This is a genomic window from Rhizobium terrae (genome assembly GCF_003425685.1).
GTDB classification, from domain to species: Bacteria; Pseudomonadota; Alphaproteobacteria; order Rhizobiales; family Rhizobiaceae; genus Neorhizobium; species Neorhizobium terrae.
Genome location: NZ_QJKM01000018.1, coordinates 57003 through 81625, shown reverse-complemented (window position 1 = coordinate 81625; position 24623 = coordinate 57003). Strand labels below are relative to the sequence as shown.

Sequence of the window (24623 nt, the reverse complement as noted above, 5' to 3'; positions counted from 1 at the left end):
GATTTGGGGAAGAGAGCCATGGCCGTTCTTGCACGCCGGTTGACCATCATCACGCTGATCATGACCATCTTCGCATTCGCGTTTGCCGCGCTCGTGGCGCAGCCCGGCCGCAAGGAACTGCGCGTCCATCTGGGCACTTCGGTACCTTGTTACCATCACGCCACGCCGAACTGCGTCGCGACGCTCTGAAAAAAGTTCATGTGAGCAACAGGGGAAGCCGCCTGACGTCGTTTGCTTGTCAAGCAGTTCCCATTATAATGGCGCATGAACACACGAATCTTTTCCCTCTCCCCCCTTTCCTTCATCAGCCCGAGCCCCGTGGAGCCGCGCGCTTTCGACAATCCGGTCGAAGCGGTGGACGCCCTGACGGAGCTTTACGAGCGGAATACCCGCTTCCTGATCGACGCCTTCGGCGCGCTGGCCGACGGGGCGGCCGTCACCGGGCGCTATCGCGCCTGCTATCCGCAGGTCAGCATCGAGACCACGTCCTTCGGCCATGCGGATTCCCGCCTTTCCTACGGCCACGTCAGCTCGCCCGGCATCTACACGACCACCATTACCCGCCCGAAACTTTTCCGGCATTACCTCAAGGAGCAGCTCGGACTGTTGATGCGCAATCACAGCGTTCCGGTGACGGTCTCGGAATCGACGACGCCGATCCCGCTGCATTTCGCCTTCGGCGAAGGCGCGCATGTGGAGGCCTCCGCCACCAGTTCGCTCGCCGACATCTCGCTGCGCGACCTCTTCGACACGCCGGATCTCAACAATACCGACGACCTGATCGCCAATGGCGAATATGAACAACTGCCTGGGGAACCGGCGCCGCTGGCGCCTTTCACGGCGCAGCGCATCGACTATTCGCTCGCCCGCCTCAGCCATTATACGGCGACGAACGCCGACCATTTCCAGAACTTCGTGCTCTTCACCAACTACCAGTTTTATATCGACGAGTTCGCCGCCTGGGCGCGAGAGCTGATGGCCAAGGGCGGCGAAGGTTATACCGCCTTCGTGGAGCCCGGCAACATCGTCACGCCCGCCGGGAGCAGCAAGCCGGAAAGCGATGCGGTTGTCCGCATGCCGCAGATGCCGGCCTATCATCTGAAGAAGAAGGGCCATGCGGGGATCACGCTCGTCAATATCGGCGTCGGCCCCTCGAACGCCAAGACGATCACCGACCATATCGCCGTTCTGCGCCCGCATGCCTGGCTGATGGTCGGCCACTGCGCGGGCCTCCGCAACAGCCAGCGGCTCGGCGACTACGTGCTGGCGCATGCCTATGTGCGCGAAGACCACGTGCTCGACGACGACCTACCGGTCTGGGTGCCGATCCCGGCGCTCGCGGAAGTGCAGCAGGCTCTGGAAAGCGCGGTCGAAGAGGTGACCGGCTATGAGGGTTTCGAGCTGAAGCGGATCATGCGCACCGGCACCGTCGCGACGATCGATAACCGCAACTGGGAACTGCGCGATCAACGCGGCCCGGTAAAGCGGCTCTCCCAGTCGCGCGCCATCGCGCTCGACATGGAGTCGGCGACTATTGCCGCAAACGGTTTCCGCTTCCGCGTTCCCTACGGCACGCTGCTTTGCGTCTCCGACCGGCCGCTGCACGGCGAACTGAAGCTGCCGGGCATGGCGACCGCCTTTTATCGCACCCAGGTCAGCCAGCACCTGCAGATCGGCATCCGCGCCGTGCAGAAGCTCGCCGCCATGCCGGTCGAGACGCTGCATTCGAGAAAACTCCGCAGCTTCTACGAGACGGCGTTTCAGTGACATTGTGACGAGCCAGGACTATATTCTGGTTGCCATGGAGGCCCCAGATGCGCATGTCTTTGAATATTGACGACGCATTGTTGAACGAAGCAAAAGAGATTACCGGCCTGCCTGATACGGCAACCGTGGAAGACGTGCTTCGTCGCCTGGTTGCGAGTGAACGCCAACGGCGGGCTTTCGGTGAACGTGCCGGAATGGGGTGGGACCGCCCGCATTACAGTCGGCCGACCTTCGAGACCCTGACATCCGAGTTTCGCGCTCTGACTGCAGGTCGCCAGCATACACCCTCGGAACTGCTGATGCGCGAGGGACGGTCGGAGCGGTGACAACATTCGTCGTCGATGCCAGCATCGTCGTCAAATAGGTCGTTCCTGAAACGGAAACTCCGGAAGCATTGCCTCTTCTCAAGAGCAACAGCTTGATTGCCCCGGACCTCATTCTGCCCGAATGCGCGAACATCCTCTGGAAGAAAGTGCGGCGCGGCGAACTTTCGGCCACCGAAGCCCGTCTTGCCGCTCGATTGATCGAGGGTTCGGACCTGCAATTGCGCGAAATGCTGCCGCTTTTTGCCGACAGCATCGAATTGGCCGTAGAGCTCGGCCATCCCGCTTATGATTGCACTTATCTGGCGCTGGCCTTGCAGGAAAACTTGAGATTTGTCGCCGCCGATGAGAGCCTCGTCCGCAAGCTGCGGCAAAATTCGGGCGAAAAGTACCGGGACCTCGCAAGGCTTCCAAGCGGGGCCGCTTAACCTGGATCGCGAGCCGGCCTTGCCGCGAACAACGACAGCGCTGTTCCGACGAGCGAGGAGACGATCACCAGGAGATGGGCGTTGACGGCCGCCTGGCCGAGCTCTTCGAAGGCCTGCCGGTTGTCCGCATCGGCACCGAATGCCAGCGCGCCGGCGGTGATGCCGGCGGGATAGGTGCCGACCCCGGCGGGAGCATGCACCGGCAGGACCGAGGATAGCTCGCCGCCGAGCGCGCCGCCGAAACTCGCGGCGACGGAGAGCCCACCGAGCAGGCCCAGGACCCAGGCGAGCACGGCGATCTTGGTGAACCAGTTGATCAGTGTCGCGCCCCAGGCACGGGCAAAGGCGTTCGCATCCGCCGGAAGCCCGGCTTCCAACTCGCCGAACAGTTTCTGCACCTTGCCGGGCTCAACCTCGTCGAGCATTTCCCTCGCCTTCCCCGGCAGCATCTTTCCGAGAAGGCGAAAGACCGAGCCACGCAGAGCAAAGGCGACCGCGGGAAGAATCAGGAAAGCGAGCCACAGGCCCCAAGCCCAACACTTTTCGGCCTGCAGCGCCAGACCTGTACCGGCGGCGGCGAGCAGCGCGTGCAGATCGAAGAGCCGCATGACGAACAGCGCCGAGGTGCTGCGGGCAAGCGGCAGGCCGAATTCGCGCTTCATCAGCAAAGGAAAGCTCGCCTCGCCGCTGCGGAAGGGCAGCATGACGTTGAGCAGGTTATGCACCTGCACCAGGCGGAGCAGCGTTCCGAAACGGCCGGTGGTTTCCTTCGGGAAATAATCGTAGATGCGCCAGGTGCGCAGGGCATAGGTGCCGAGGAGCGCGATAAGCGCAACGATGCCTGAGGTCCAGCCGGCATGCGTCCAGAGCGACACGACGCTGTCCCAGCCCCACACCCACTGGATGAAGGCGGCGTAGAGGACGATGATCGTCAGCGTAAAGAGCGTCATGGCGTGACGAATTATCCATGGCGGGCGGCTGGCAACCGGATAATTCTTCATATAGTAGGGTGCCCCATGTGAGATTTCGGGTGATTGTATCTGAGTTCGGCGGCCATGAAGGCCGTCGCTTGAAGCCCGTGGTTTAGGAGAAACGCAAGGTGCGTACAACAGCAGAGTCGGTGGTGAGCCGCATCGAGACGGCCGAGCCGATCGAACTGTCCCTCGTCGTGCCCCTCTTCAACGAAGAAGAAAGCGTGCGCCCGCTGATCGACCGCGTCTGCGCCGCGATGGCCGATTTTCCAGCGACCTGGGAGCTCATTCTCGTCGACGACGGCAGCACGGATGCGACGATCGCCAATGCGCGGGAAGCGCTCAACCGCCCCGGCCTCGATCTGAAGATCGTCGCGCTGCAGCGCAATTTCGGCCAGACGGCCGCCATGCAGGCAGGCATCAACCAGGCCCAGGGCCGGCTGATCGCCACCCTCGACGGCGACCTGCAGAACGATCCCAAGGACATTCCGACCATGGTGTCGGAACTGGAGCGGCGCGAACTCGACCTGCTCGTCGGCTGGCGCAAGAACCGCCAGGACGGGCTGCTGCTGCGCAAGGTGCCATCCTTCATCGCCAACCGTCTGATCGGACGCATCACCGGCGTGCGGCTGCATGACTACGGCTGTTCGTTGAAGATCTATCGCGGCTCCGTCATCAAGCAGGTCAAGCTGATGGGCGAGATGCACCGGTTCATTCCGGCCTGGGTAGCTGGCGTGGTGCCGAGCTCCAGGATCGGCGAAATGCCGGTGACCCACCATGCGCGCCAGCACGGCGTCTCGAAATATGGCATTTCGCGTACCTTCCGGGTGATCCTCGACCTCTTGTCGGTGATGTTCTTCATGCGCTTCAAGGCGCGGCCGGGACATTTCTTCGGCTCGGTGGGGCTCGGGCTCGGCGCGCTGTCGGCGGTAATCCTGCTCTATCTCTTCATTGACAAATTTATCATGGGCAACGACATCGGCACGCGACCGCTGTTCCTGATCGGCGTCATGCTGTTCCTGTCGGCCGTGCAGATGATCACCACCGGCATCCTCGCCGAGATGATCGCCCGCACCTATTACCGCGAAGACACGGCCCTCAGCTACATCATCAGGGAAGTCTATGAGGGCGATGCGCCGCATCCCTAGGGGCATCAGCGACGCGCTTGCCCGCCGTCCGGACCTCGTCCTCTGGCTGATCGCGGCCTATTATGTGCTCGCGGTCATCCTGCGGGTGCTGCGTTCGCAGGCGCTCGAAAGCGACGAGGCCGAACAGCTCTTCCAGTCCCAGTTCCTACTGATGGGCTATGGTCGCCAGCCACCCTTCTACAACTGGCTGCAATATGGCGTGGTCCGGCTGATCGGCCCGTCGATCTTCGCGCTGTCCCTCGTCAAGAACCTGCTGCTTTTCCTGACCTGCCTGTTCTACGGCCTGGCGGCACGCATCGTGCTGAAGGACATGCGGCTGGCGGCAGTCGCCATGCTCGGCGTCATCGCCATGCCGGCCGTCAGCGTCATGGCGCAGCGCGATCTCACCCATGCGGTCGCGACGCTGTTTGCGACCGCGCTGTTCTTTCAGGCCTTCCTCCTGACGCTGACGCGGCCGAACCTCGGGACCTATCTGCTTGCCAGTGTCGCCGTCGGTCTCGGGCTGATCGCCAAATACAATTTCGTCATCGTGCCGGTGGCCGCCATCCTCGCCATCCTGCCGGAACCGGACCTGCGCAGGCGGATCTTCGACTGGCGGCTCATTCCGGCGCTGGCGGTCATCGCGATCATCTGTCTGCCGCATGGGCTCTGGGTACTGTCCAACCTCAGCGAGGCGACAGAAGGCACGATCAAGGCGATGCGGGAGGATGCCTCGGGCGACGCGGTCGCCGATCGGCTCTCCGGCCTGAAGACGCTTCTGATCGCGACGCTGGCGGGCGGCCTGCCGGTATTTGCCTTCTTCCTGATCGCCTTCCGCAGTTCCCTCGTTACCGCATGGCGGGCGACGAGCCGATGGACGCGGATCACCGGACGGACCATTTTCATCTCCCTGATCGCCGTCGGGCTGATCGGGCTGGCTTTCGGCGCCAGCAATATCAGTGAGAAATGGTTGTCGCCGTTCATTCTTCTGCTGCCGCTCTATCTCTGCCTGAAGATCGAGGCAGCGGGTGTCGATGCGGGCCGCAGTGTCGGGCGGTTCTTTTTTCCCGTCGCAACCTTGGCGCTTGGCTTCATTGTCTATATCGCAGCCGGCAACGTGATCGGACCGCTCTTCGGCAACTATACGAAAGAGAATTTGCCCTCCGGACCGTTCATCGAGGAGGTGATGGCGAAACACGGCGGCACAAGACCGGCCTATGTCATCGCGGCAGATCCTTTCCTCGCGGCGAGCGCCCGCCTGGAATTGCCGCAAGCCCGGGTGATCCTGCCGAGTTTCACCCAGACGCCGCCGCTCGACGAAATCTCAAGACGACGGGCCGGCCTCATCGTCTGGCATATTCGGGATGGCAGCGCGGCATTGCCGGCCGAACTTGCGCCCGTCCTCACAAGAAACGGCATTGCGCCGGAAACGCTCGTGCCGTCGACGATCGCAGTCCCGTATCTATTCTCCTTCCGGCAGGACCGCGTGACCTTCGGTTATGCGTGGATCGCAGCCTCTGGAAACCCTCTCTGAACCCAGGCGCGGTCTGAAAAATTAGTGTTGCAATTCTCCGTTAGGCTCGCGGCTTCGGCCGGGGTGCGGAGAGTCCATTGTCATTGCAAAATCAATCGATCGGGTATGAGACCCGTTTTACGGCGGAACGCCACACCCTTCTGCTGGTCACGGTTTTCACCTATTTTCTCGCCAATTTCCTCATCCGCATGGCGCTTCCGCAAGGGCTGGAACTCGACGAGGCTGAGCAGGCCTATTTTTCGCAGTGGCTGCTCGCCGGCTACAGTTCCCAGCCGCCGCTCTACAATTGGCTGCAGCATGCCGCCGTGCAGGTATTCGGCCTGTCGCTCGCGACGCTTTCCTCGCTCAAGAACGTCATTCTCCTCGGCTCCTACCTCATCTACTGGATGGCGGCGCGGCAGGTGCTGCGTGACCGGGACCTGGCGATCGTCGCCACGCTCGGCCTCCTGACGATCCCGCAGGTCGCCTTCGAGGCGCAGCGCGATCTCAGCCATACGGTGGCGACCATCTTCACGGCGTCGCTGTTTCTCTACACGCTGGTCAGGGCGCTGCGTCAGCCTTCGGTCCTGGCTTTCGCATTTCTCGGCCTTGCTGCCGGGCTTGGCGTGATCGCCAAATACAATTTCGTGCTGTTGCCGACCGCAGCCTTCCTGGCAATCCTCAGCGACGGAACATGGCGCCAGCGGCTGGTCGACTGGCGGCTGGCGGTCGCGGCCGGCGTGGCGCTTGTCGTCGTGTCGCCGCATGCGCTCTGGCTCGCCGACCATTTTCAGGCCACCAGTTCGCACACGATGAACAAGCTGATCGGCGACGATACGCTTCCGATCATGGCGATATTCAAGGGTTTGGGATCGCTTGCCGTCGCTTCCCTCGGGTTTGCTGGCCTGACGCTCGCCGTTTTCGGTCTGGTCTATCGCGAGCGGTTTCGGACGGTGGTCGCTGCCCGCAATGACTGGACGAGGCTCACGGGCCGCATCCTGCTCTTTTCGCTCTGCTTGATCGTACTGATGATCCTGTTCGTTGGCGTTGAAAAGGTCCGCGACCGGTGGCTGACGCCGATCCTCTTGATCCTGCCGCTTTATCTCGCCACCAAGATCGATGCGGCGAAGATCGACATGCAGCCGGGCCTCAGACGCATATGGGGCGTGGCACTCGTCATCATGGCTGTGGTGCCGTCGGTCCTCTTCGGCCGCGTCGCCACCGCAAAGCTCACCGGCATCTACCAATATCCCAACTATCCGTTCGTGACCCTGGCCAACGAAATCCGGCCGCTCGCCCTATCGGCCAGGACCCTGATCATCGCGTCCGACAGCCATCTTGCCGGTAATATCCGTCTCAACCTGCCGACAGTGCCGGTGATGGTGACATCGACACCGACCGGCATCGAAACCCTCCCTGTTCCTGGCCATGACCGGCTTCTGTTCGTCTGGCGGAACGCGCATGGCAGCATGCCGTCCGGCTTTCCGCCGCAGTTCGCGCAATATCTCGAAAAGCGAGGCCTGGCTGGCAGCGTTCCGCAACCCGTCGTCACAGCCCTTCCCTACAATTACGGGCAGGCGGAGGATCGCTACCGCTTCGCCTATGCGACTGTCGAGGTGGGGCGCCAGGGCATTTAGCCCCTATTCCTTCACCGTATCGCGCAAATGATCGAGCGCCTGCCTGAGCTTGTCGATCACCTCGTCCACCTCCGCACGGCTGATGGTCAAGGCCGGCGAGGCGAGCATGCGGTCTCCGGTGGCGCGCATGATGAGGCCGCTCTCGACGCAATGATTGCGCACCAGCGTGCCGATGTCGTCGGGTTTGGCATACCGTCGGCGGGTCGCCTTGTCGGGGCTGAGCTGCAGGCCGCCGATCAGGCCGACACTTTCCGCCTGTCCGACCACGTCGTGATCCTCAAGGCTCTTCCAGGCGGAAGCGAAATAGGGGCCTATGTCGTCGCGCACCCGCTCCACCAGCCCTTCCTCCTCGATGATGCGGATATTCTCGAGCGCCGCGGCCGCGGCGACGGGGTGGCCGGAATAGGTGAAGCCGTGGTAGAAATCGCCGAGTTCATTGACCATCACGTCGGCCACGCGATCGCCGACCAGCACGCCGCCGATCGGCAGATAGCCCGACGACAGGCCCTTGGCGATCGGCGCAAGATCCGGCTCGACGCCGTAATACTGGTGACCGAACCACTCGCCCAGCCGGCCGAAACCGCAGATCACCTCGTCCACCACCAGCAGAATGTTGCGCGCCCTGCAGATGCGGGCGATTTCCGGCCAGTAGGTCTCCGGCGGAATGATCACGCCCCCTGCCCCTTGGATCGGTTCGGCGACGAAGGCGGCGACGCGATCCTCGCCCAGTTCGTCGATCTTCGCCTCCAGTTCGCGGGCAACCTTCAAACCGAACTCGGCGGGCGAAAGATCGCCGCCCTCGGCATACCAATAGGGTTGGCCGATGTGGTGGATGCCTTCGATCGGCAGGTTGCCCTGCTCGTGCATCAGCTTCATGCCGCCGAGCGAGGCGCCGGCGACCGTCGAACCGTGATAGCCGTTCCTGCGGGCGACCACCTGCGTCTTTTCGGGCTTCCCGAGCGCTTTCCAATAGACGCGCGCCATCCGGAACCAGGTATCGGTTGCTTCGGAACCGGAATTGGTGAAGAAGACCCGCTTCAGGCCAGGTCCGGTATGGGAAGCGATCTTCTGGGCGAGCAGGGTCGCCGGCGGCGTCGTGGTGCCGAAGAAGGCGTTGTAATAGGGTAATTCCTGCATCTGCCGATACGCGGCGTCGGCGATCGACTTGCGGCCGTAGCCGACATTGACGCACCAGAGGCCGGCGAAGGCGTCGAGATATTTTTTGCCGGTCGAATCGTAGATGAAGACACCCTCGGCCCGCTCGATGATGCGCGTGCCCCGGGCGTTCAATTCCTTCATGTCCGAGAACGGATGCAGGTGATGGGCGGCATCGATGGCAGCGAGATTGGACAGTGCAGGCTTGTCGTTCATGGTGGTTCCCGTCCCCAGATTGTGCAGCCAATTCTTATCGGCTACGAACGGGGCTCCGCAACCTCCGAGACGATCCTTCATGACCGACGCCGCCGAGCCCCATATCGAAATCCTGCTCGTCGGTATGAACGGCGATCTGCGCGGCAAGCGCATCCCGTTGGCCGCGCAGAAGAAGGTCTGGGATGGTACGGTGCGACTGCCCACCTCCACGCAATCGCTCGACATCTGGGGTTACGACAATGACGAATTTACCGGCCTGTCCATGTCATTGGGCGATCCGGACGGGCTCTGCATCCCGGACAAACGCAGCCTGACACCGATGCCCTGGGGGCCGGAAGGTTCGGTGCAGGTTCTCGCCACCATGCATGAGTTCGACGGCAGTCCCAGTTTCATGGACCCGCGCGGCATTCTCGCGGCACTTCTGAAGCGCTTCGAGGAACGCGGCCTGACGCCGGTCGTGGCGACGGAGCTGGAATTCTACGTGATCGAGGACGACTGGCGCGAGACCGGCAAGCCACGCCCGCCGGCCAGACTGATGTATCGTGACGAACCGAACGGGTTCCAGCTTTACGACATGAGCGCCGTCGATGCGCTGGACGACTACCTTCAGACCGTGCGGCATTGGGCGCAAATCCAGAACCTGCCGGCCGATGCGACGACAGCCGAATTCGGCGCCGGCCAATTCGAGATCAACCTGCTGCACCGCGCCGACGCGCTGGCGGCGGCCGACGACTGCATCTACCTGAAGCGGATCGCCGAACGGGCCGCGAAGAAACATGGGCTGAAATCCACCTGCATGGCGAAACCTTATGCGGACCAGGCGGGCTCCGGCCTGCATGTGCATGCCAGCATCATCGATCGCGACGGCAACAACGTGCTGGACGCAAAAGGCGGCGATCCGGTGCGGCTCAAATCCGTCTGTGCCGGCATGCTGAAAACGATGCGGGATGCGCAGCTGATCTTCGCGCCCCTGGCCAATTCCTACCGTCGTTTCCAGCCGGATTCATTCGCGCCGGTCGATGTCGACTGGGGTTTCGGCCACCGTGGCACGGCGGTGCGCATTCCCGACAAGGACGGTCCGGCCGCCCGCATCGAGCACCGCGTCGCCGGCGCCGACGTCAACCCCTACCTGCTCCTGACGGCCATCCTCGGAGGCATGCTCCTCGGCCTCGACGATGTGCTGGATCCGGGCCTGCCGACCGAGCCCGGCAAGGCGCCGCCGGCGGGCACCAAGCGGCTGACGCACGATTTTCTGACGGCGGTCGAAGACTTTTCGGCCTCGCCCTTCATTCGCGACGTGTTCGGTGAGCGCTACCAGAAGCTCTACGGCGATACGAAGCGCAAGGAGGCGATCACCTATCTGCGCACGGTGAGCGACTTCGACTATCGGACCTACCTGCCGCGGATTTGAAGCGGCAAGGGCCCTCTCCCTCCTTTTCGGAAAGACTAGATGGTGCCGGGGCCTTGCCGCACTATTTGATCCACGGCGCGTAGCGCACGTCGTCGATGTCCACCATCGTCAGGGAATTTTCAGCCGGCACGCCGAGCACCCTCTTCCACGTTCCGGTGATCTTTGCTTCCTCGGCCCGGAGCTGGTTCAGCGCCCGGTCGTCGCCGGTTTTCAAATAGAGGTTCTCGGCCTCCTCCAGTGCCTTGGCGAGTTCCCGGTGGGAGCTGTTGCCTTCGTCGTCGGGAAGAAAGATGACAATGCCGTTGTCGTTGGTGAGCTTGATGCCGATTTCGATCTCGTCGGCCGTGAACCGCTCGCGGTTTCCGGCGATCATCATGGGCAGCACGACCGCGAACAGGTCTTCCTGCGAGATAGCGCCATGCGCCTCCCTCTGGGCGCGGACCATCTGGATGAATTCCGTGCTCTTTTCGGAAAGCAGCCCCTTCAGCATCTCCTTGATGGCGGGATCGCTGACGAGGAAATTCTCCGAGTCGATGAAGGTCTTGGCATCGGCGACCATCTGGTTCTTGCCGTCCATTTCCATTAGCGCGACATTGACCGCGAAGGCGGCCTTCATGGTTTCTTCGGCGGGCTTGCCGGTGATGCCGTTAGCGACCTGGACGAGATCGGGCTTCTTGGCCTTCTCCTCTTCCTCATTCTTCGCCGCCTGCGCGTTCGTCTGCTGAAGGATCAGCAGCGCACCGGGTTCCGTCACTGAAATCGAAGTCATGCCGATCCTCGCCGGCGACACGCGACCCGTCATGGGAATGCCGCACAATTTTCGGAGCCGTCATGCCCGAAGAAGGGACGATTCTATCGATGGTTGAACCCTAGGTGGCGATGGTTAACGGCTTGTGAAACAATCGATGCGAGAGGTTGCATCGCGAGCGGGAAACGCAGCTCAGATGCCGCTGCCGTCGTGCTCCTGCTCCTCGCGGGGCTGGGGTTCGTTGACCAGAACCTTCAGTTCGCCGGCATGGACCTTCAGGTGGACGTCGCGGTCCATCGGCAGAAGCTCGCCATCGATGACGCAGCGGACATCATGCCGCTTCTTCGGAAAATGCAGTTCAAGCTCGGTCGCGGTCATCGCGGTGACGGCGGGATTCTCCTTCAGCCGGCCGCGCAGGATGTCGAAAACAAGTTTCGCGACGCCGATCGGTCTCAGCGGGTCGGCAATGTAGAAACCCAGCCGGCCGCGGTTGAGGCGGTCGGCAAACATCAGCGGGTCGCGCCCGAATTCGTTGTTGGAAACCGAAATCGCCGAGACCTTGCGATAGCCGGTCTGTCCGCCGGCATTGAATTCCACCTCGAATTCCGGCGGATTGAACATGACGCCGATCGCCGCGCGGGTGCTTGCCCGCATCTTGCCGAGCCGGGAAGCGAAGGTCATGGAATTGCGATAGCGCACCATGCGCGCATGCATGCCGGCGGAGAACTGGTGCACGAAGCTTCTGCCGTTGGCGCTGGCGATATCGATGTTTTCGGGCGTGGCGACCGCGAGCGCGTCCAGCACCTGCCAGATGTCGAGCGGCAGTTTCAAGGAGCGGGCAAAGAGGTTCATGGTACCGGCGGGCACGACGCCGAGCGTGATGCCGCTCTTCCAGGCGATGCCGGCCGCCGCGGAAATCGTACCATCCCCGCCGCCGGCGATCAGCCCCTCTATGCCCGGCATGGCCGCCGCCCTTTCCATGGTCTCAACGACCTTGTCCCCGGAAACGACATGACACTCGATCTCGTGCCCGGCCCCCTCGAACGCCCGCAGCGCGTGGGCGCAATAGGCATCCATGTCGGTGGTTCGGAAGGTCCCGCCATCGCGGTTGAAGACGGCATAGAGGTTCATCTGATCTCGCTTGCGGCAGGGCCGATTTGGCGGCGGAACAACGGCTGATCCGAAAAATGGTTGCTGGGCGGCGCGGAATCAACGGGAAGACATCGATTGGATTGTGGACAGCGAGGGCTTTGCTGAGCGACTTACCGGACGCCCGAGCTACCCGCCTTGCGCAGGGCACACATTCGCCTGAAGCATAACGAGGGCAAATGCGGGCTCTACCGCAATGCACAATTGCATGATAGTCTCCATTCTAGGTCATTTCGATGACCCGCTCACCTCCAGAGCGGGTTGAATGTTTCCCACATTTCAACCCGCGTCTTTTTTTCCAAGCAGTTTCAGCACCATGACCGATTCCGCCGCCTCTTTCGATTCCGCAAGCAAGCGTTCGGAGCCGCAAGCCGCAGAGGCAGCCACAGGCCTTCCGCCGCTGGCGACCATCCTGATCGAGATCGCACTCGCCGTCGGCGGCTTCGGCATCGGCACCGGCGAATTCGCCATCATGGGCCTGCTGCCGGACGTCGCTTCCAGCTATCAGGTGAGCATCCCGACGGCGGGCTACGTCATTTCCGCCTATGCGCTCGGCGTGGTGATTGGCGCGCCGATCATCGCGGTGCTTGCGGCCCGCATGCCGCGCCGGACGCTGCTCCTCAGCCTCATGGGAATTTTTGCCGTCGGCAACATCCTGAGCGCCATCGCGCCGGATTTCTGGAGCTTCACCTTCCTGCGTTTCGTCACCGGCCTGCCGCATGGCGCCTATTTCGGCGTCGCGGCGCTGGTGGCCGCCTCCATGGTGCCGATGCACAAGCGCGCCCGCGCCGTCGGCCGGGTGATGTTGGGGCTGACCGTCGCCACACTGCTCGGCACGCCGATCGCCACCTTCATGGGCCAGATGCTGAGCTGGCGGGCCGCCTTCCTCCTGGTCGGCGGCATCGGCGCCGCCACGGTGGCGCTGCTCTGGTACTTCCAGCCGCGCGACAAGGCGCAGGAAGGCGCGAGCATCCGCCGCGAGCTCAGCGCCTTCGGTCGCGGCCAGGTGTGGCTGACGCTCGGCATCGCCGCCGTCGGCTTCGGCGGCATGTTCTCCGTCTTCAGCTACATCGCCTCCACCACGACGGTGACGGCGGGGATGCCGGCCACCACCGTTGCGCTCGTGCTGACGCTGTTCGGCATCGGCATGAATGTGGGCAATATCGTCGGCTCCCGGCTGGCGGACCTTTCGCTGATGGGAACGATCGGCGGCGTGATGGTGTTCAACGTCATCGTCATGGGCGCTTTCGGCCTGTGGGCGGAATATCCTGCGGTGCTTTGCCTCTGCGTCTTCCTGATCGGCTGCGGTTTTGCCGCCGGTCCCGCGCTGCAGACGCGGCTGATGGACGTCGCGGCAGATGCCCAGACGCTCGCCGCCGCCTCCAACCACTCGGCCTTCAATATCGCCAACGCGCTCGGCGCCTGGCTCGGCGGCCTCGTCATCGCCTGGGGCTGGGGTTTTGCCGCCACGGGTTATGTCGGCGCGTTCCTATCGCTGCTGGGGCTCGGGGTGTTTCTTGCTTCGGCCGCGCTTGAGAAGCGGCAAAAAGCCATCTGATAGGCCTAACCTTGCCCCTCACCCCAACCCTCTCCCGTCAATACGGGCGGAGGGGACGTGCCATGCACACCCCTGATGGCAGGGAAACCGATGCGGCACATTTCCTTCCCTGCGCAAGCGGGAAGAAGGGTCCGCAGGACTGAGCCCGACGAGGGGCTTACGTTTACCGATCAAGCCGCCTTCGAAGCCGTCCCCTCCTCCGGCATCACCATGTATTTCCTGCCGTCCTCGCAGATTACATGCTCCTTGCCCCAGACGCGCAGTGCATTGATGACCGGTTCCAGGCTGCGGCCGATCGGCGTCAGTGCGTAATCGACCCGCGGCGGCACGACGGCAAACACGGTGCGTTCCAGAAGCCCCGCCTCTTCCAGCTCCCGCAATTGCTTGGTCAGCATGCGTTGCGTCACCGACGGAATGCGGCGGCGCAGCTCGTTGAAGCGCAACGTGCCCTCTTCCAGCAGGTGATAGAGGATGACGCCCTTCCATTTGCCGTCGAGGAAACTCAGCGTCGATTCCACAGGACAGCCGGGGAAATTGCCGGTGAGCTTGGCACGCGGTTTGGACATGGCGGAATCCTTTCATAGTATACTTTTCGGCACTATAGGCCAAAAATGTGCATTCTTGCGCTCTGGAAACATAGGCGCCATCTAGTCTCCACGCAACGCAACCAAGGAGATTTCGAATGCGCGCCGTCGGTTTCAACCAGCCCCAGCCCATCATCGCCGAGACTTCGCTGATCGACATCGAACTGCCTGTGCCGGAGGCCACGGGTCGCGACCTGCTCGTCGAGATCAAGGCGGTATCGGTCAATCCGGTCGATACGAAGGTCCGCCGCTCGGCAACCGTCGAGGCGGGCCAGCACCGGATTCTCGGTTATGATGCGGCCGGCGTCGTCCAGGCGGTCGGACCGGGCGTCAAGCTTTTCAAGCCGGGCGACGAAGTCTATTATGCCGGCGCGATCAACCGCCCCGGCACCAATGCGGAATTTCACCTGGTCGACGAGCGGATCGCCGGCTTCAAGCCCAAGACGCTGAATTTCGAAGAGGCCGCCGCCCTGCCGCTGACGGCGATCACCGCCTACGAGGCTCTCTTCCAGCGCATGAAGGTGCAGGACAAGGTAGCCGGCGCCTGGAACGCGGTACTCGTCATCGGCGGCGCCGGCGGCGTCGGTTCGATCGCCATCCAGCTGCTCCGCGAACTTTCCGACGTGACCGTGATCGGCACCGGTTCGCGGCCGGAGACGCAGGACTGGATCAGGGAACTCGGCGCCCATCACGTGCTCGACCATTCCAAACCGATGGCAAGGCAGCTTGCCGAAATGGCAATCGGCGCACCGGCGTTCGTCTTTTCGACGACGCATACGGAAAATCATCTGAAGGACATTCTGGAGTTCATCGCGCCGCAGGGCCGCCTCTGCCTGATCGACGATCCGCAGGAGCCGATGGACCTGCGCGCCTTCAAGAGCAAGGCGCTGTCCGTGCATTGGGAGATGATGTTCGCCCGGCCCGTCTGGCAGACGGCGGATATGATCGAGCAGCACAAGCTCCTGAACCATGTGGCCGAGCTGGTCGATGCGCAGAAAATCCGCACGACGCTTTCCGAAACGATCGGCACGATCAATGCGGCAAACCTCAAGATGGCCCATCAGATGATCGAGAGCAACCGGACCAGGGGCAAGATCGTGCTCTCCGGCTTCTGAACCAACCATACCGAAGAAGAAAAAGCCCGCCGTGGCTGAAACGGCGGGCTTTTCTGCACAGGCCTATGGGCGAAGAATCAGGCCTGAAGGACAACGACCTTGGCGCCGACATTGACGCGGCTATAGAGGTCGATGACGTCGTGGTTCATCATGCGGATGCAGCCGCTAGACATGGCATGGCCGATCGATTCCGGCTGGTTGGTGCCGTGGATGCGGAAATGCGTGTCGTTGCCACCGCGATAGAGATACATGGCGCGGGCGCCGAGCGGATTGTTCGGGCCGCCCGGCATGCCGCCGGCAAGCTTGCGGTAACGCTCCTCGCGGCGCTGCATGTTGGCGGTCGGCGTCCAGGACGGCCATTCCGCCTTGCGGCCGACATAGGCATTGCCGGCAAGCGCAAGACCTGCGCGGCCGACGCCCACGCCATAACGGATCGCCCGGCCGTTGCCGAGGACGTAATAGGCGCGGCGAGCCGGCGTATCGACAACCACGGTGCCGGCGGCATGCGGCGTGACATAGGCCACCTCCTGACGGCGCAGCTCGGGCTTGATCTTGTCGATCGGCACGGTCTTCAGCGGAAACGGCTCGTTCGGCAGCGCTGCATAATTCTTCTGTTCGACAGTGGAAGCGCAGCCGGCAAGCAGAAGCGGCAGACCAGCGAGGAACCCGCGACGGGAGATCGACATGAATATGTCCTTAGTGCGTCAAGATGGTGACGCGAAATTAAGGAGATTATGGTTAATGAAGTGCTAAGCGAATTTCACGTTTAAAGCCAAGATCGCAACGGCAGTGGCTACAGGCTCTCAAAACGCAAAAACTGTAAAGAATTGGCCGGTTTTCCTCACATATTCGGATAGACCGGCCCCTCGCCGCCCTGGGGGGGCACCCAGTTGATGTTCTGGTTGGGGTCCTTGATGTCGCAGGTCTTGCAGTGGACGCAGTTCTGGGCGTTGATGACGAAGGTCATCTGGCCGTCCTTCTCGACCCATTCGTAGACGCCGGCGGGACAGTAGCGGGTGGAGGGGCCGGCGAAGACGTCGAGCTCGGAGCGTTTCTGCAAACCCATGTCCTTCACCTGAAGATGGACCGGCTGATCCTCCTCGTGATTGGTGTTGGAGAGGAAGACCGAAGACAGGCGGTCGAAGGTCAGGACCCCGTCCGGCTTCGGATAGTCGATCTTCTTGTGCTGGGCGGCGGGCTCCAGCGAGGCCGCATCGGTCTTGCCGTGCTTCAACGTACCGAAGAAGGAAAAGCCGAAGAGCTGATTGGTCCACATGTCGAGACCGCCGAGCGCGATGCCGAGGCCGGTGCCGAGCTTCGACCAGAGCGGCTTGACGTTCCTCACCCGCTTCAGGTCCTTGCCGATCGCCGTCGAGCGCCACTCGTTTTCGATCTCGACCACCTCGTCGTTGGCGCGGCCGGCCGCGATGGCTTTGGCAATGTTGTCGGCGGCCAGAATGCCGGAGAGGACCGCATTGTGGCTGCCCTTGATGCGCGGCACGTTGACGAGACCGGCCGAACAGCCGATCAGCGCGCCGCCCGGGAAGGTGAGCTTCGGCACCGACTGGTATCCGCCTTCGGTGATGGCGCGGGCGCCATAAGAGAGCCGCTTCGCGCCTTCGAACGTGCCGCGGATCGCGCCATGCGTCTTGAAGCGCTGGAATTCCTCGAAGGGGTGGAGGTACGGGTTCTTGTAGTTCAAGTGCACCACGAAACCGACGGCCACGAGGTTGTCTTCCAGATGATAGAGGAAGGAACCGCCGCCGGTCGACATGCCGAGCGGCCAGCCGAAGGAGTGCTGCACCAGGCCCGGCCGATGGTTTTCCGGCTTCACCTGCCAGAGTTCCTTGAGGCCGATGCCATATTTCTGCGGCTCGCGATCCTTCTGCAGGTCGAAGCGGAGGATCAGCTGCTTGGCGAGCGAACCGCGCACGCCTTCACCGATCAGCACGTATTTGCCGTGAAGCTCCATGCCGCGGGTGAAGTTCGGGCCGGGTTCGCCATTCCTTTCGATGCCCATGTCTCCGGTCGCGACACCCTTAACGGAGCCGTTTTCATCGTAGAGCACTTCGGTTGCGGCAAAGCCTGGATAAATTTCGACGCCCAAGCCTTCCGCCTTTTCCGCAAGCCAGCGACAGACGTTTCCGAGCGAAACGATGTAATTGCCGTGATTGTTCATCAGCGGCGGCATCATGAAATTCGGCAGGCGGAGCGAACCGGCGGGCCCGAGAAACAGAAAGTGGTCGTCGGTCACCGGCGTCTTGAAGGGATGCCCCTCCTCCTCGCGCCAGCCCGGCAAAAGCGCATCGATGCCGACCGGATCGACCACCGCGCCCGACAGGATGTGGGCGCCGACTTCCGAACCCTTTTCGAGCACGACGACGGTCAGGTCCGGATTGACCTGTTTCAGGCGGATCGCCGCCGAAAGCCCCGCAGGCCCAGCACCGACGATGACCACGTCAAATTCCATGCTCTCGCGTTCTGGAAGTTCCTGTTCGCTCATCTCAAACTCCGCTTGCCGGCCCCTCCCGGCATCTTTCCGTCGCCCGTTCTCGCAGGCACCCTGTCTTGACAAAACCTGCCCCGCTTGTCGAGGCGGGAAAACGCCGTCGCCCTTGCCATTCGCGCAAACGGCTTTTCCATTTTCGCATATTACGTTTACGTTCACGTCATTTATAGAGAGCGAACGGAAGAAAGCAAGATCGGCCTTTCGCGCTCGCCCGCCGCTGCTATAAAGACCCGACAACCGATGACAGGAATTGGGGAAGGAAAAGCTATGGATCTCGGTCTTACCGGCAAACGCGCCCTCGTGCTCGCCTCGTCGCGCGGCCTCGGCCTCGGCATCGCCAAGGCTCTCGCGGCGGAAGGCGCCAACGTTCTCCTCGTCGGCCGCTCGGGCGACCGGCTGGCGGAAAACTGCAAGGGGATCAACGATCAGGGCAAGGGCAAAGCCGACTGGGTCTGGGGCGATCTTTCCGACGACAATTTCATCGAGGCCATGGTCGACGCGGTCAAGGAAAAGCTCGGCGGCATCGACATCCTCGTCAACAATACCGGCGGCCCGACGCCCGGCACGGCCGAGGAAATGACCGCCGACAAGCTGGATACCTTCTTCCAGTCCATGGTCCTGCGCGTCATCATGCTCACCAATACCTTCCTGCCGCAGATGAAGCAGCAGGGTTTCGGGCGCATCCTGACGGTCGCCTCATCCGGCGTCTTCGAGCCAATCCCCAATCTTGCGCTTTCCAACACGCTGCGCGGCGCGCTGGTCGGCTGGAACAAGACGATGGCCGCGGAGGTCGCCGGTTTCGGCATCACCTGCAACATGCTGCTGCCGGGCCGCATCCATACGGACCGGATCGACGAACTCGACGGCGCCAACGCCAAGCGCCAGGGCAAATCGCTCGAAGACGTGCGCGCCGCATCGGTGAAGACAATCCCCGCCGGCCGGCTCGGCAAGGTGGAGGAATTTGCCGCCGCCGGCGCATTCCTCTGCTCGGTTCCGGCAAGCTACGTCACCGGCACGATGCTCCGGGTCGATGGCGGCGCTTCACGCTCGATCTGAAGCGCACTCTGACAATCTGTAAATATTGAATAAAATTGAGATATCGTCATTGGCGGTATCTCAATTCGATTGAGTTAAGAGACAAGCCGGCCCCCCAAAATTAAAGGATCGCCGGCATGATCGAAAGTATTTCGGGGGCGACCGAAACCCCTTCACCCAGTAGCCCCTCCACCGCGCCACTTTCGGCGGCGGCATCCATCGTCCAGACACTTACGACCGAGAATGCGCTCACATCGTTTGCCGGCGCCAAGGAAGCGGCGACGCGGCATTCCAACGAGACTGCAGCAATGCCGGGGCGTTCGGGCATCACCCATGCGCGCAGCCTGGGCGCCGTGGACGACGTGGTGGTCCGCAACCTGCTCGACAGCCTTTCGCCCGCGACCCGCATCGCCGGCAGCTTCTTTCTGGCGGATGGCGAAGAACCGGCACCGAAATCGCTGATCGCCATGTATTACGAAGACGTGTGATCGCCACCACCGATCGCGTATCGCCGTCCGCCGATTAAAATCCTATGATCTCCGGAGCAGCCCGCTCTTGGAGATTTTTTGCATGAGGATCGTCAGACTGGCACTTTCGTGGATCGGCGTTGTGCTCATCCTGCTCGGGTTCATCTGGATCGGCCAAGGCAGCGGCATTTTCCCTATCCGGCGACCAGCTTCATGATCAACCAGACGCCATGGATCATCAACGGCGCGATCGCCGCCGTTATTGGCATCGCGATCTTCGGTGCGCGGCGCTTCATCCGCTGACCAGAGGCACGGATTTTCATCCCAAGCGCGAAAAAGATTAACTCCAGTTCATCTAAGCCCTTCATTACTAACATTTAATCCGCTGTCACCGGCTCGTGAGTAATCAGGGCGAAACCGGTCTTTTTTGCGCCGCAATATGGGCAGCTCGATGGAGGCGACATCGAGCACCATAGAGACAAGGCGGTCACCTCATGAAGAAACTATGGGTTTTCACGGGCATCGTCGTCATGGCAGGCGCAGCCGGCTGGGAGTACCGGGACCGGGTTCCGTATCTCTCCGCCTATCTCCACCAGGGCTCCGGCCAACAATCGGCCAATCAGGCCGACACTGCCGACAGCTACCGCCAGCAGGGCGGCGGACAGGGCCGGCGCGGCAGTGGGGGGCCGCCGCCAACGGTCAGGACGATCGCCGCCGCCCGGCAGATCCTGCCGGTGGACGTCATCGCCGCAGGATCGGCGAACGCCGACGAAAACACCACGATCGCCGCCCAACAGCAGGGCCTCGTCACCGATATCGCCGCGACCGATGGCGCCTTCGTGCATGCCGGCGACCTCATCGCCAAGCTGGACGACCGCACCGCCAAGGCGGCGCTCGACAAGGACAAGGCCATGCTGGTGCGCGACCAGGCGACGCTGACACAGGCCGCAACCGCACTTTCCCGCGCCAACGACCTCTTGCACGGCAATGCCGGTACGCAGCAGACGGCCGATCAGGCAAAGGCCGCCCGCGACACGGCGGCCGCGACGGTCGACGGCGACAAGGCGGCCATCGCTTCAGACCAGGTGGCTGTCGAACATACCGAAATCCGCGCCCCCTTCGACGGTCGGCTCGGCGATATCGACATCAGCGCGGGAGCTTATCTCAGCGCCGGCGCCGCGGTGGTGACGATCGCCAAATACGATCCGATCTATGTGAAGTTCCATCTGCCGGAGGCCTATCTCGGCCAGCTCAAGCAAGGCTATGCCGCGAAGTCGATCGCCGTCGATGCCGTACCGCAGGACGGCGGCGCTTCGGCCAAGGGCATGCTGAGCTTCTTCGACAACACCGTCGATCCGGCTTCCGGCACGATCCTCGCCAAGGCGAAGTTCGACAATGCCGACGGCAAGCTGTGGCCCGGTCAGTCGCTGAACGTGACCGTTCATTTCCAGAACGACCGGAAGAACGTCGTGGTGCCGACAGTCGCGGTCAATCCGGGCGTGGACGGTGCGTTCGTCTATATGGTGGACGACGGACGGAAGGTGCATGTGACGCCGGTCAAGATCGCCCGCTCCAACGGGCCGGACACGGCGATCGACAGCGGCCTCGAAGACGGTGCGCATGTGGTCGTCGAAGGCCAGGTACAGCTGACGGACGGGGCGACGGTTGCCGAGCAGTTCCAGCCGGACAAGACGACCGCGGCGCGGGATGCGGCCAGGGCGGCTGACCAGCCGTCCGACGTAGGGGCTGCGCAATGATCCCGCAATTCTGCATCCGCCGCCCCGTCGCCACCACCCTGCTTGCGATCGGCGCCGTGCTCGCCGGTCTTGCCGGCTACCAGCTGCTGCCGGTCGCCGCCCTGCCGCAGGTGGATTTCCCGACCATCAACGTTTCGGCCCAGCTCACCGGCGCCTCGCCGCAGACCATGGCGACGGCCGTTTCGACGCCGCTGATCAAGCAGTTCGAGACGATCCCCGGCATCAGCGAGATCAGCGCCACGAATTCGCTCGGCAACAGCTCGATCGTCCTGCAGTTCGACCTCAACCGCAATATCGATGCGGCGGCGGCAGACGTGCAGGCAGCGATTTCGCATGCCACCCGGCAACTGCCGGACAACATGACGACACCGCCGAGCTATCGCAAGACGAACCCGGCCGATGCGCCTGTCCTGCTGCTTGCGGTCAAGAGCGATACGCTTCCCCGCAGCAAAGTCGACGAGATCGCCGAGGACGTGCTGTCACCCTCGCTCTCGACATTGCCGGGTGTCGCGGAAGTCTCGATCTTCGGGGCTCAGACCTATGCGGTGCGGGTGGAGGTCGATCCCAACAAGCTTCAGGCCCGCAATCTCGGCGTCGACACCGTCACCAATGCGATCGCAAGCGCCAACAGCCAGGCGCCGGTCGGTTCGCTGGAAAACAACAGCCAGCGGCTGACCATTAACGCCGATACCCAGCGGACCGATGCCGGCCAGTTCCGTTCGCTGGTCATCGCCCAGCCGAACGGCGCGCCGATCCATCTCGGCGACGTCGCCGACGTTGAGGACAGCGTCGCCAATCTCGACGCCGGCAGCTGGTACGACGGCAGCCAGTCGATCATCCTTGCGATCCAGCGCCAGCCGGATGCCAATACCGTGGACGTGGTTGATGCGGTGCGGGCGAAATTGCCGGGGCTTTCGGCGGAACTGCCGGCTTCCGTCTCGATCGACGTGATGAACGACGCCTCGACGGCGATCCGCGCCTCGATCTCGGACGTGCAGTTCACGCTGATGCTGACGATCGCGCTCGTCGTCTTGGTGATCTACCTCTTCCTCGGCCGGCTGACGGCAACGATCGTGCCCGGCCTGGCCGTGCCGCTGTCGCTGATCACCACGTTCGGCGCCATGTACGTGCTCGGCTACAGCATCGACAACATCTCGCTGCTCGGGCTGACGCTCTCGGTCGGTCTGGTGGTGGACGATGCGATCGTCATGCTGGAAAACATCATGCGGCATATCGAGGACGGCATGCCGGTGATGAAGGCGGCGCTCCAGGGCTCGTCCGAAGTCAGTTCGACGATCATTTCCATGTCGGTGTCGCTGATCGCGGTCTTCATCCCGATCCTGCTGATGGGCGGAGTGGTCGGCCGCCTGTTCAACGAATTCGGCATGGTCGTGGCGCTCGCCATCGTCGCCTCGGCGATCGTCTCGCTGACGGTGACGCCCATGCTCGGCTCGAAACTCTCCGATGCGCATCACCGACCGAGCCTGATCGTGCGCGTCTTCGATACCGGTTTCAGCCGCGCGCTGAGGGGTTACGACCGGGCAGTCGGCTGGTGCCTCGGGAACCCGGCGATCATCCTCCTCGTCTTCCTCGCCTCGGTCGGCGGCTCGGTCTACCTCTTCAGAACGCTGCCAACGAGCTTCTTTCCGCAGGAGGATATCGGCCGCCTGACCGTCTCGACCCGCGCCCGGGAGGACATTTCCTATCCGGCAATGCGCGACCTGCAGCAACAGGTTGCGGCGATCGTCGGGAAAAACCTGGCAGTCGCCCATGTCACCTCGATCGTCGGCGGCGGCGGGCGCAGCCCGCTCAACAACGGCACGATCTGGGTGGAACTGAAGGACCGCGAACAACGCCCGCCGCTCGACCAAACGCTGCGCGAACTGCGTGACGCCACCTCCAGGATCGCCGGCATGAAGACCTTCATCACGCCGCAGCAGAGCCTGCGCTTCGGCGGCCGCTCCACCGCCAGCCAGTATCAGCTTGTGGTCCAGGCGCTGAATGCCGGCCAGACGGATGAATGGTCGAACAAGATCCAGGCCGCGATGCGGGCCGACCGGTCGCATTTTACCGACGTGACATCAGATGCCCAGAATGCGGCGATCGAGGCCAATATCAAGGTTGACGCTGAAAGGGCGGCGAGCTTCGGCATCACCGACGAGGAACTGCGCAAGACGCTGCAGATGGCCTTCGGCGGTTACACGGCGGCGGAAATCCAGTCGACCGGCGACAGCTACGACGTCATCACCGAGTTCGACAACACGCAGCAATGGAACGACACGATGCTGCGGGATGTCCGCGTCATGTCCTCCAACGGTTCGCTCGTGCCGCTCTCGAATTTTGCTCAGGTAATGCGGCAGACGGCGCCGGTGACGATCAACCAGACGGGCCAGCTCGTCTCGACCACCGTGTCGTTCAACCTGCCGGCCGGCGTGTCGCTCTCGGACGCCACCGCCGCGATCGATCAGATCAAGGCCAACCTGCAGATGCCGAACGACGTGTTCACGTCATACGGCGGTACGGCTCAGATCTTTCAGCAGAGCCAGGGCAACACGCCGCTGCTCATTCTGGCCGCCGTGCTGACCATCTATGTGGTGCTCGGCGTGCTCTACGAAAGCTTCATCCACCCGCTGACGATCCTTTCCGGCCTGCCGGCGGCCGCTTTCGGGGCACTGTTGGCGCTAAAACTCTTCGGCTTCGATCTGTCGATCATCGCGCTGATCGGGTTGCTCATGCTGATCGGCATCGTCAAGAAGAACGCCATCATGATGATCGACGTGGCGGTGGAGACGATGCGCTCGAAGGGCGAGGCGCCCGCCGCGGCGATCCACGAGGCCTGCGTGCGCCGCTTCCGGCCGATCATGATGACCACCTTCTGCGCATTGCTCGGAGCCTTGCCGATCGCGCTCGGCACCGGCGCCTCGTCGGAACTGCGCCAGCCGCTTGGGATTGCGGTGGTCGGCGGGCTGATCGTCTCCCAGGCGCTGACGCTGTTCATCACGCCGGTGATCTTCGTGGAGATGGATCGGTTCGGGCGGTTCCTGGGGAGGATGTTCAGCCGGGGGAAGGACGACCGGCATGAGGCGAATGACGAGAAGGACATGCCGGCGGCGATTGCGGCGGAGTGAGTTGGGCGTCGGAATAGCCCCTCAT

The 24623-nt window shown here is 62.8% G+C and carries 21 protein-coding genes and 1 pseudogene; 15 read left to right on the top strand and 7 right to left on the bottom strand.

What is annotated here, in order from left to right:
- The first annotated feature begins 18 nt into the window (after nt 1-18).
- From DMO26_RS33890 to DMO26_RS27240, 4 genes are all read left to right on the top strand, one after another.
- Nucleotides 19-189: a hypothetical protein gene (locus tag DMO26_RS33890; RefSeq protein ID WP_162895074.1), complete on the top strand. Its 171-nt coding sequence runs from the start codon at nt 19-21 to the stop codon at nt 187-189.
- Nucleotides 190-264: 75 nt separating this feature from the next.
- Nucleotides 265-1767: an AMP nucleosidase gene (gene amn, locus DMO26_RS27250; protein ID WP_117195472.1), complete on the top strand. Its 1503-nt coding sequence runs from the start codon at nt 265-267 to the stop codon at nt 1765-1767.
- Nucleotides 1768-1814: 47 nt separating this feature from the next.
- Nucleotides 1815-2093 (top strand): type II toxin-antitoxin system VapB family antitoxin, encoded by a 279-nt coding sequence (locus tag DMO26_RS27245; protein WP_117195471.1) that lies wholly within the window; start codon nt 1815-1817, stop codon nt 2091-2093.
- A 92-nt stretch (nt 2094-2185) separates the two neighbouring features.
- Nucleotides 2186-2518 carry a type II toxin-antitoxin system VapC family toxin gene (locus DMO26_RS27240; RefSeq protein WP_226951436.1) on the top strand — a complete coding sequence of 111 codons (333 nt, stop codon included), beginning with the start codon at nt 2186-2188 and terminating at the stop codon, nt 2516-2518.
- Here the strand turns inward: DMO26_RS27240 and DMO26_RS27235 are convergent.
- A complete protein-coding gene (locus DMO26_RS27235; protein ID WP_117195470.1) occupies nt 2515-3519 on the bottom strand; it encodes a lysylphosphatidylglycerol synthase transmembrane domain-containing protein in 1005 nt (334 codons plus the stop codon). The genes DMO26_RS27240 and DMO26_RS27235 overlap by 4 nt on opposite strands.
- Before the next feature lie 98 nt (nt 3520-3617).
- Here DMO26_RS27235 and DMO26_RS27230 point away from each other — a divergent pair, with 98 nt between their 5' ends.
- The 3 genes from DMO26_RS27230 (at nt 3618) to DMO26_RS27220 (ending at nt 7766) form a co-directional block, all read left to right on the top strand.
- A complete protein-coding gene (locus tag DMO26_RS27230; protein ID WP_117195469.1) occupies nt 3618-4637 on the top strand; it encodes a glycosyltransferase family 2 protein in 1020 nt (339 codons plus the stop codon).
- A complete protein-coding gene (locus DMO26_RS27225; RefSeq protein WP_162895073.1) occupies nt 4621-6150 on the top strand; it encodes an ArnT family glycosyltransferase in 1530 nt (509 codons plus the stop codon). The genes DMO26_RS27230 and DMO26_RS27225 overlap by 17 nt, the downstream gene beginning before the upstream one ends.
- 77 nt (nt 6151-6227) lie before the next feature.
- A complete protein-coding gene (locus tag DMO26_RS27220; RefSeq protein WP_162895072.1) occupies nt 6228-7766 on the top strand; it encodes an ArnT family glycosyltransferase in 1539 nt (512 codons plus the stop codon).
- Nucleotides 7767-7769: 3 nt separating this feature from the next.
- Here the strand turns inward: DMO26_RS27220 and DMO26_RS27215 are convergent, their stop codons facing one another.
- Complete coding sequence (locus tag DMO26_RS27215; protein ID WP_117195466.1) at nt 7770-9137, bottom strand: aspartate aminotransferase family protein; 1368 nt, start codon at nt 9135-9137, stop codon at nt 7770-7772.
- A 79-nt stretch (nt 9138-9216) separates the two neighbouring features.
- Between DMO26_RS27215 and DMO26_RS27210 the strand changes: the two genes are divergently transcribed.
- Nucleotides 9217-10548: a glutamine synthetase family protein gene (locus DMO26_RS27210; RefSeq protein ID WP_117195465.1), complete on the top strand. Its 1332-nt coding sequence runs from the start codon at nt 9217-9219 to the stop codon at nt 10546-10548.
- A gap of 61 nt (nt 10549-10609) precedes the next feature.
- Here DMO26_RS27210 and DMO26_RS27205 read toward each other — a convergent pair whose 3' ends face one another.
- Nucleotides 10610-11317: a hypothetical protein gene (locus DMO26_RS27205; RefSeq protein ID WP_162895071.1), complete on the bottom strand. Its 708-nt coding sequence runs from the start codon at nt 11315-11317 to the stop codon at nt 10610-10612.
- A gap of 171 nt (nt 11318-11488) precedes the next feature.
- A complete protein-coding gene (locus tag DMO26_RS27200) occupies nt 11489-12427 on the bottom strand; it encodes a diacylglycerol/lipid kinase family protein (protein WP_117195463.1) in 939 nt (312 codons plus the stop codon).
- A 283-nt stretch (nt 12428-12710) separates the two neighbouring features.
- Between DMO26_RS27200 and DMO26_RS27195 the strand changes: the two genes are divergently transcribed.
- Nucleotides 12711-14003, top strand: a complete 1293-nt coding sequence (locus DMO26_RS27195) for an MFS transporter (RefSeq protein ID WP_117195462.1) — start codon at nt 12711-12713, stop codon at nt 14001-14003.
- A gap of 170 nt (nt 14004-14173) precedes the next feature.
- On the opposite strand, the gene DMO26_RS27190 is transcribed toward DMO26_RS27195, so the two are convergent.
- The gene (locus DMO26_RS27190) at nt 14174-14569 is read right to left on the bottom strand and encodes a winged helix-turn-helix transcriptional regulator (protein ID WP_117195461.1); all 396 of its coding nucleotides are present in this window, start codon (nt 14567-14569) and stop codon (nt 14174-14176) included.
- A 116-nt stretch (nt 14570-14685) separates the two neighbouring features.
- On the opposite strand from DMO26_RS27190, the gene DMO26_RS27185 reads away from it, so the two are divergent.
- Nucleotides 14686-15702, top strand: coding sequence for a zinc-binding alcohol dehydrogenase family protein (locus DMO26_RS27185; protein ID WP_117195460.1), 1017 nt, complete (start codon nt 14686-14688; stop codon nt 15700-15702).
- Between the two features lie 77 nt (nt 15703-15779).
- Here the strand turns inward: DMO26_RS27185 and DMO26_RS27180 are convergent, their stop codons facing one another.
- On the bottom strand, nt 15780-16388 hold the full coding sequence (locus tag DMO26_RS27180) for a L,D-transpeptidase (protein WP_117195459.1): 609 nt from the start codon (nt 16386-16388) through the stop codon (nt 15780-15782).
- 155 nt (nt 16389-16543) lie between these two features.
- Nucleotides 16544-18205: an electron transfer flavoprotein-ubiquinone oxidoreductase gene (locus DMO26_RS27175; RefSeq protein ID WP_117195458.1), complete on the bottom strand. Its 1662-nt coding sequence runs from the start codon at nt 18203-18205 to the stop codon at nt 16544-16546.
- A 273-nt stretch (nt 18206-18478) separates the two neighbouring features.
- Here DMO26_RS27175 and DMO26_RS27170 point away from each other — a divergent pair, with 273 nt between their 5' ends.
- The 5 genes and pseudogenes from DMO26_RS27170 to DMO26_RS27150 all read left to right on the top strand — a co-directional run bounded on the left by DMO26_RS27170 (nt 18479) and on the right by DMO26_RS27150 (nt 24598).
- Entirely contained in the window at nt 18479-19267 is a 789-nt protein-coding gene (locus tag DMO26_RS27170; protein WP_117195457.1) for an SDR family oxidoreductase, read from the top strand.
- A 116-nt stretch (nt 19268-19383) separates the two neighbouring features.
- Nucleotides 19384-19734 (top strand): hypothetical protein, encoded by a 351-nt coding sequence (locus tag DMO26_RS27165; protein WP_117195456.1) that lies wholly within the window; start codon nt 19384-19386, stop codon nt 19732-19734.
- A gap of 82 nt (nt 19735-19816) precedes the next feature.
- A pseudogene (locus tag DMO26_RS27160) lies at nt 19817-20016 on the top strand (hypothetical protein).
- Between the two features lie 191 nt (nt 20017-20207).
- Complete coding sequence (locus DMO26_RS27155; protein WP_117195455.1) at nt 20208-21470, top strand: efflux RND transporter periplasmic adaptor subunit; 1263 nt, start codon at nt 20208-20210, stop codon at nt 21468-21470.
- The gene (locus DMO26_RS27150) at nt 21467-24598 is read left to right on the top strand and encodes an efflux RND transporter permease subunit (RefSeq protein ID WP_117195454.1); all 3132 of its coding nucleotides are present in this window, start codon (nt 21467-21469) and stop codon (nt 24596-24598) included. The genes DMO26_RS27155 and DMO26_RS27150 overlap by 4 nt, the downstream gene beginning before the upstream one ends.
- Nucleotides 24599-24623: the final 25 nt, after the last annotated feature.

Coding starts and splice junctions, on each gene's coding strand:
- DMO26_RS33890 (WP_162895074.1), top strand. CDS start 19: ATGGCCGTTCTTGCACGCCGGTTGACCATCATCACGCTGATCATGACC.
- amn (WP_117195472.1), top strand. CDS start 265: ATGAACACACGAATCTTTTCCCTCTCCCCCCTTTCCTTCATCAGCCCG.
- DMO26_RS27245 (WP_117195471.1), top strand. CDS start 1,815: ATGCGCATGTCTTTGAATATTGACGACGCATTGTTGAACGAAGCAAAA.
- DMO26_RS27235 (WP_117195470.1), bottom strand. CDS start 3,519: ATGAAGAATTATCCGGTTGCCAGCCGCCCGCCATGGATAATTCGTCAC.
- DMO26_RS27225 (WP_162895073.1), top strand. CDS start 4,621: ATGCGCCGCATCCCTAGGGGCATCAGCGACGCGCTTGCCCGCCGTCCG.
- DMO26_RS27215 (WP_117195466.1), bottom strand. CDS start 9,137: ATGAACGACAAGCCTGCACTGTCCAATCTCGCTGCCATCGATGCCGCC.
- DMO26_RS27210 (WP_117195465.1), top strand. CDS start 9,217: ATGACCGACGCCGCCGAGCCCCATATCGAAATCCTGCTCGTCGGTATG.
- DMO26_RS27205 (WP_162895071.1), bottom strand. CDS start 11,317: ATGACTTCGATTTCAGTGACGGAACCCGGTGCGCTGCTGATCCTTCAG.
- DMO26_RS27200 (WP_117195463.1), bottom strand. CDS start 12,427: ATGAACCTCTATGCCGTCTTCAACCGCGATGGCGGGACCTTCCGAACC.
- DMO26_RS27195 (WP_117195462.1), top strand. CDS start 12,711: ATGTTTCCCACATTTCAACCCGCGTCTTTTTTTCCAAGCAGTTTCAGC.
- DMO26_RS27190 (WP_117195461.1), bottom strand. CDS start 14,569: ATGTCCAAACCGCGTGCCAAGCTCACCGGCAATTTCCCCGGCTGTCCT.
- DMO26_RS27185 (WP_117195460.1), top strand. CDS start 14,686: ATGCGCGCCGTCGGTTTCAACCAGCCCCAGCCCATCATCGCCGAGACT.
- DMO26_RS27180 (WP_117195459.1), bottom strand. CDS start 16,388: ATGTCGATCTCCCGTCGCGGGTTCCTCGCTGGTCTGCCGCTTCTGCTT.
- DMO26_RS27175 (WP_117195458.1), bottom strand. CDS start 18,205: ATGAGCGAACAGGAACTTCCAGAACGCGAGAGCATGGAATTTGACGTG.
- DMO26_RS27170 (WP_117195457.1), top strand. CDS start 18,479: ATGGATCTCGGTCTTACCGGCAAACGCGCCCTCGTGCTCGCCTCGTCG.
- DMO26_RS27165 (WP_117195456.1), top strand. CDS start 19,384: ATGATCGAAAGTATTTCGGGGGCGACCGAAACCCCTTCACCCAGTAGC.
- DMO26_RS27155 (WP_117195455.1), top strand. CDS start 20,208: ATGAAGAAACTATGGGTTTTCACGGGCATCGTCGTCATGGCAGGCGCA.
- DMO26_RS27150 (WP_117195454.1), top strand. CDS start 21,467: ATGATCCCGCAATTCTGCATCCGCCGCCCCGTCGCCACCACCCTGCTT.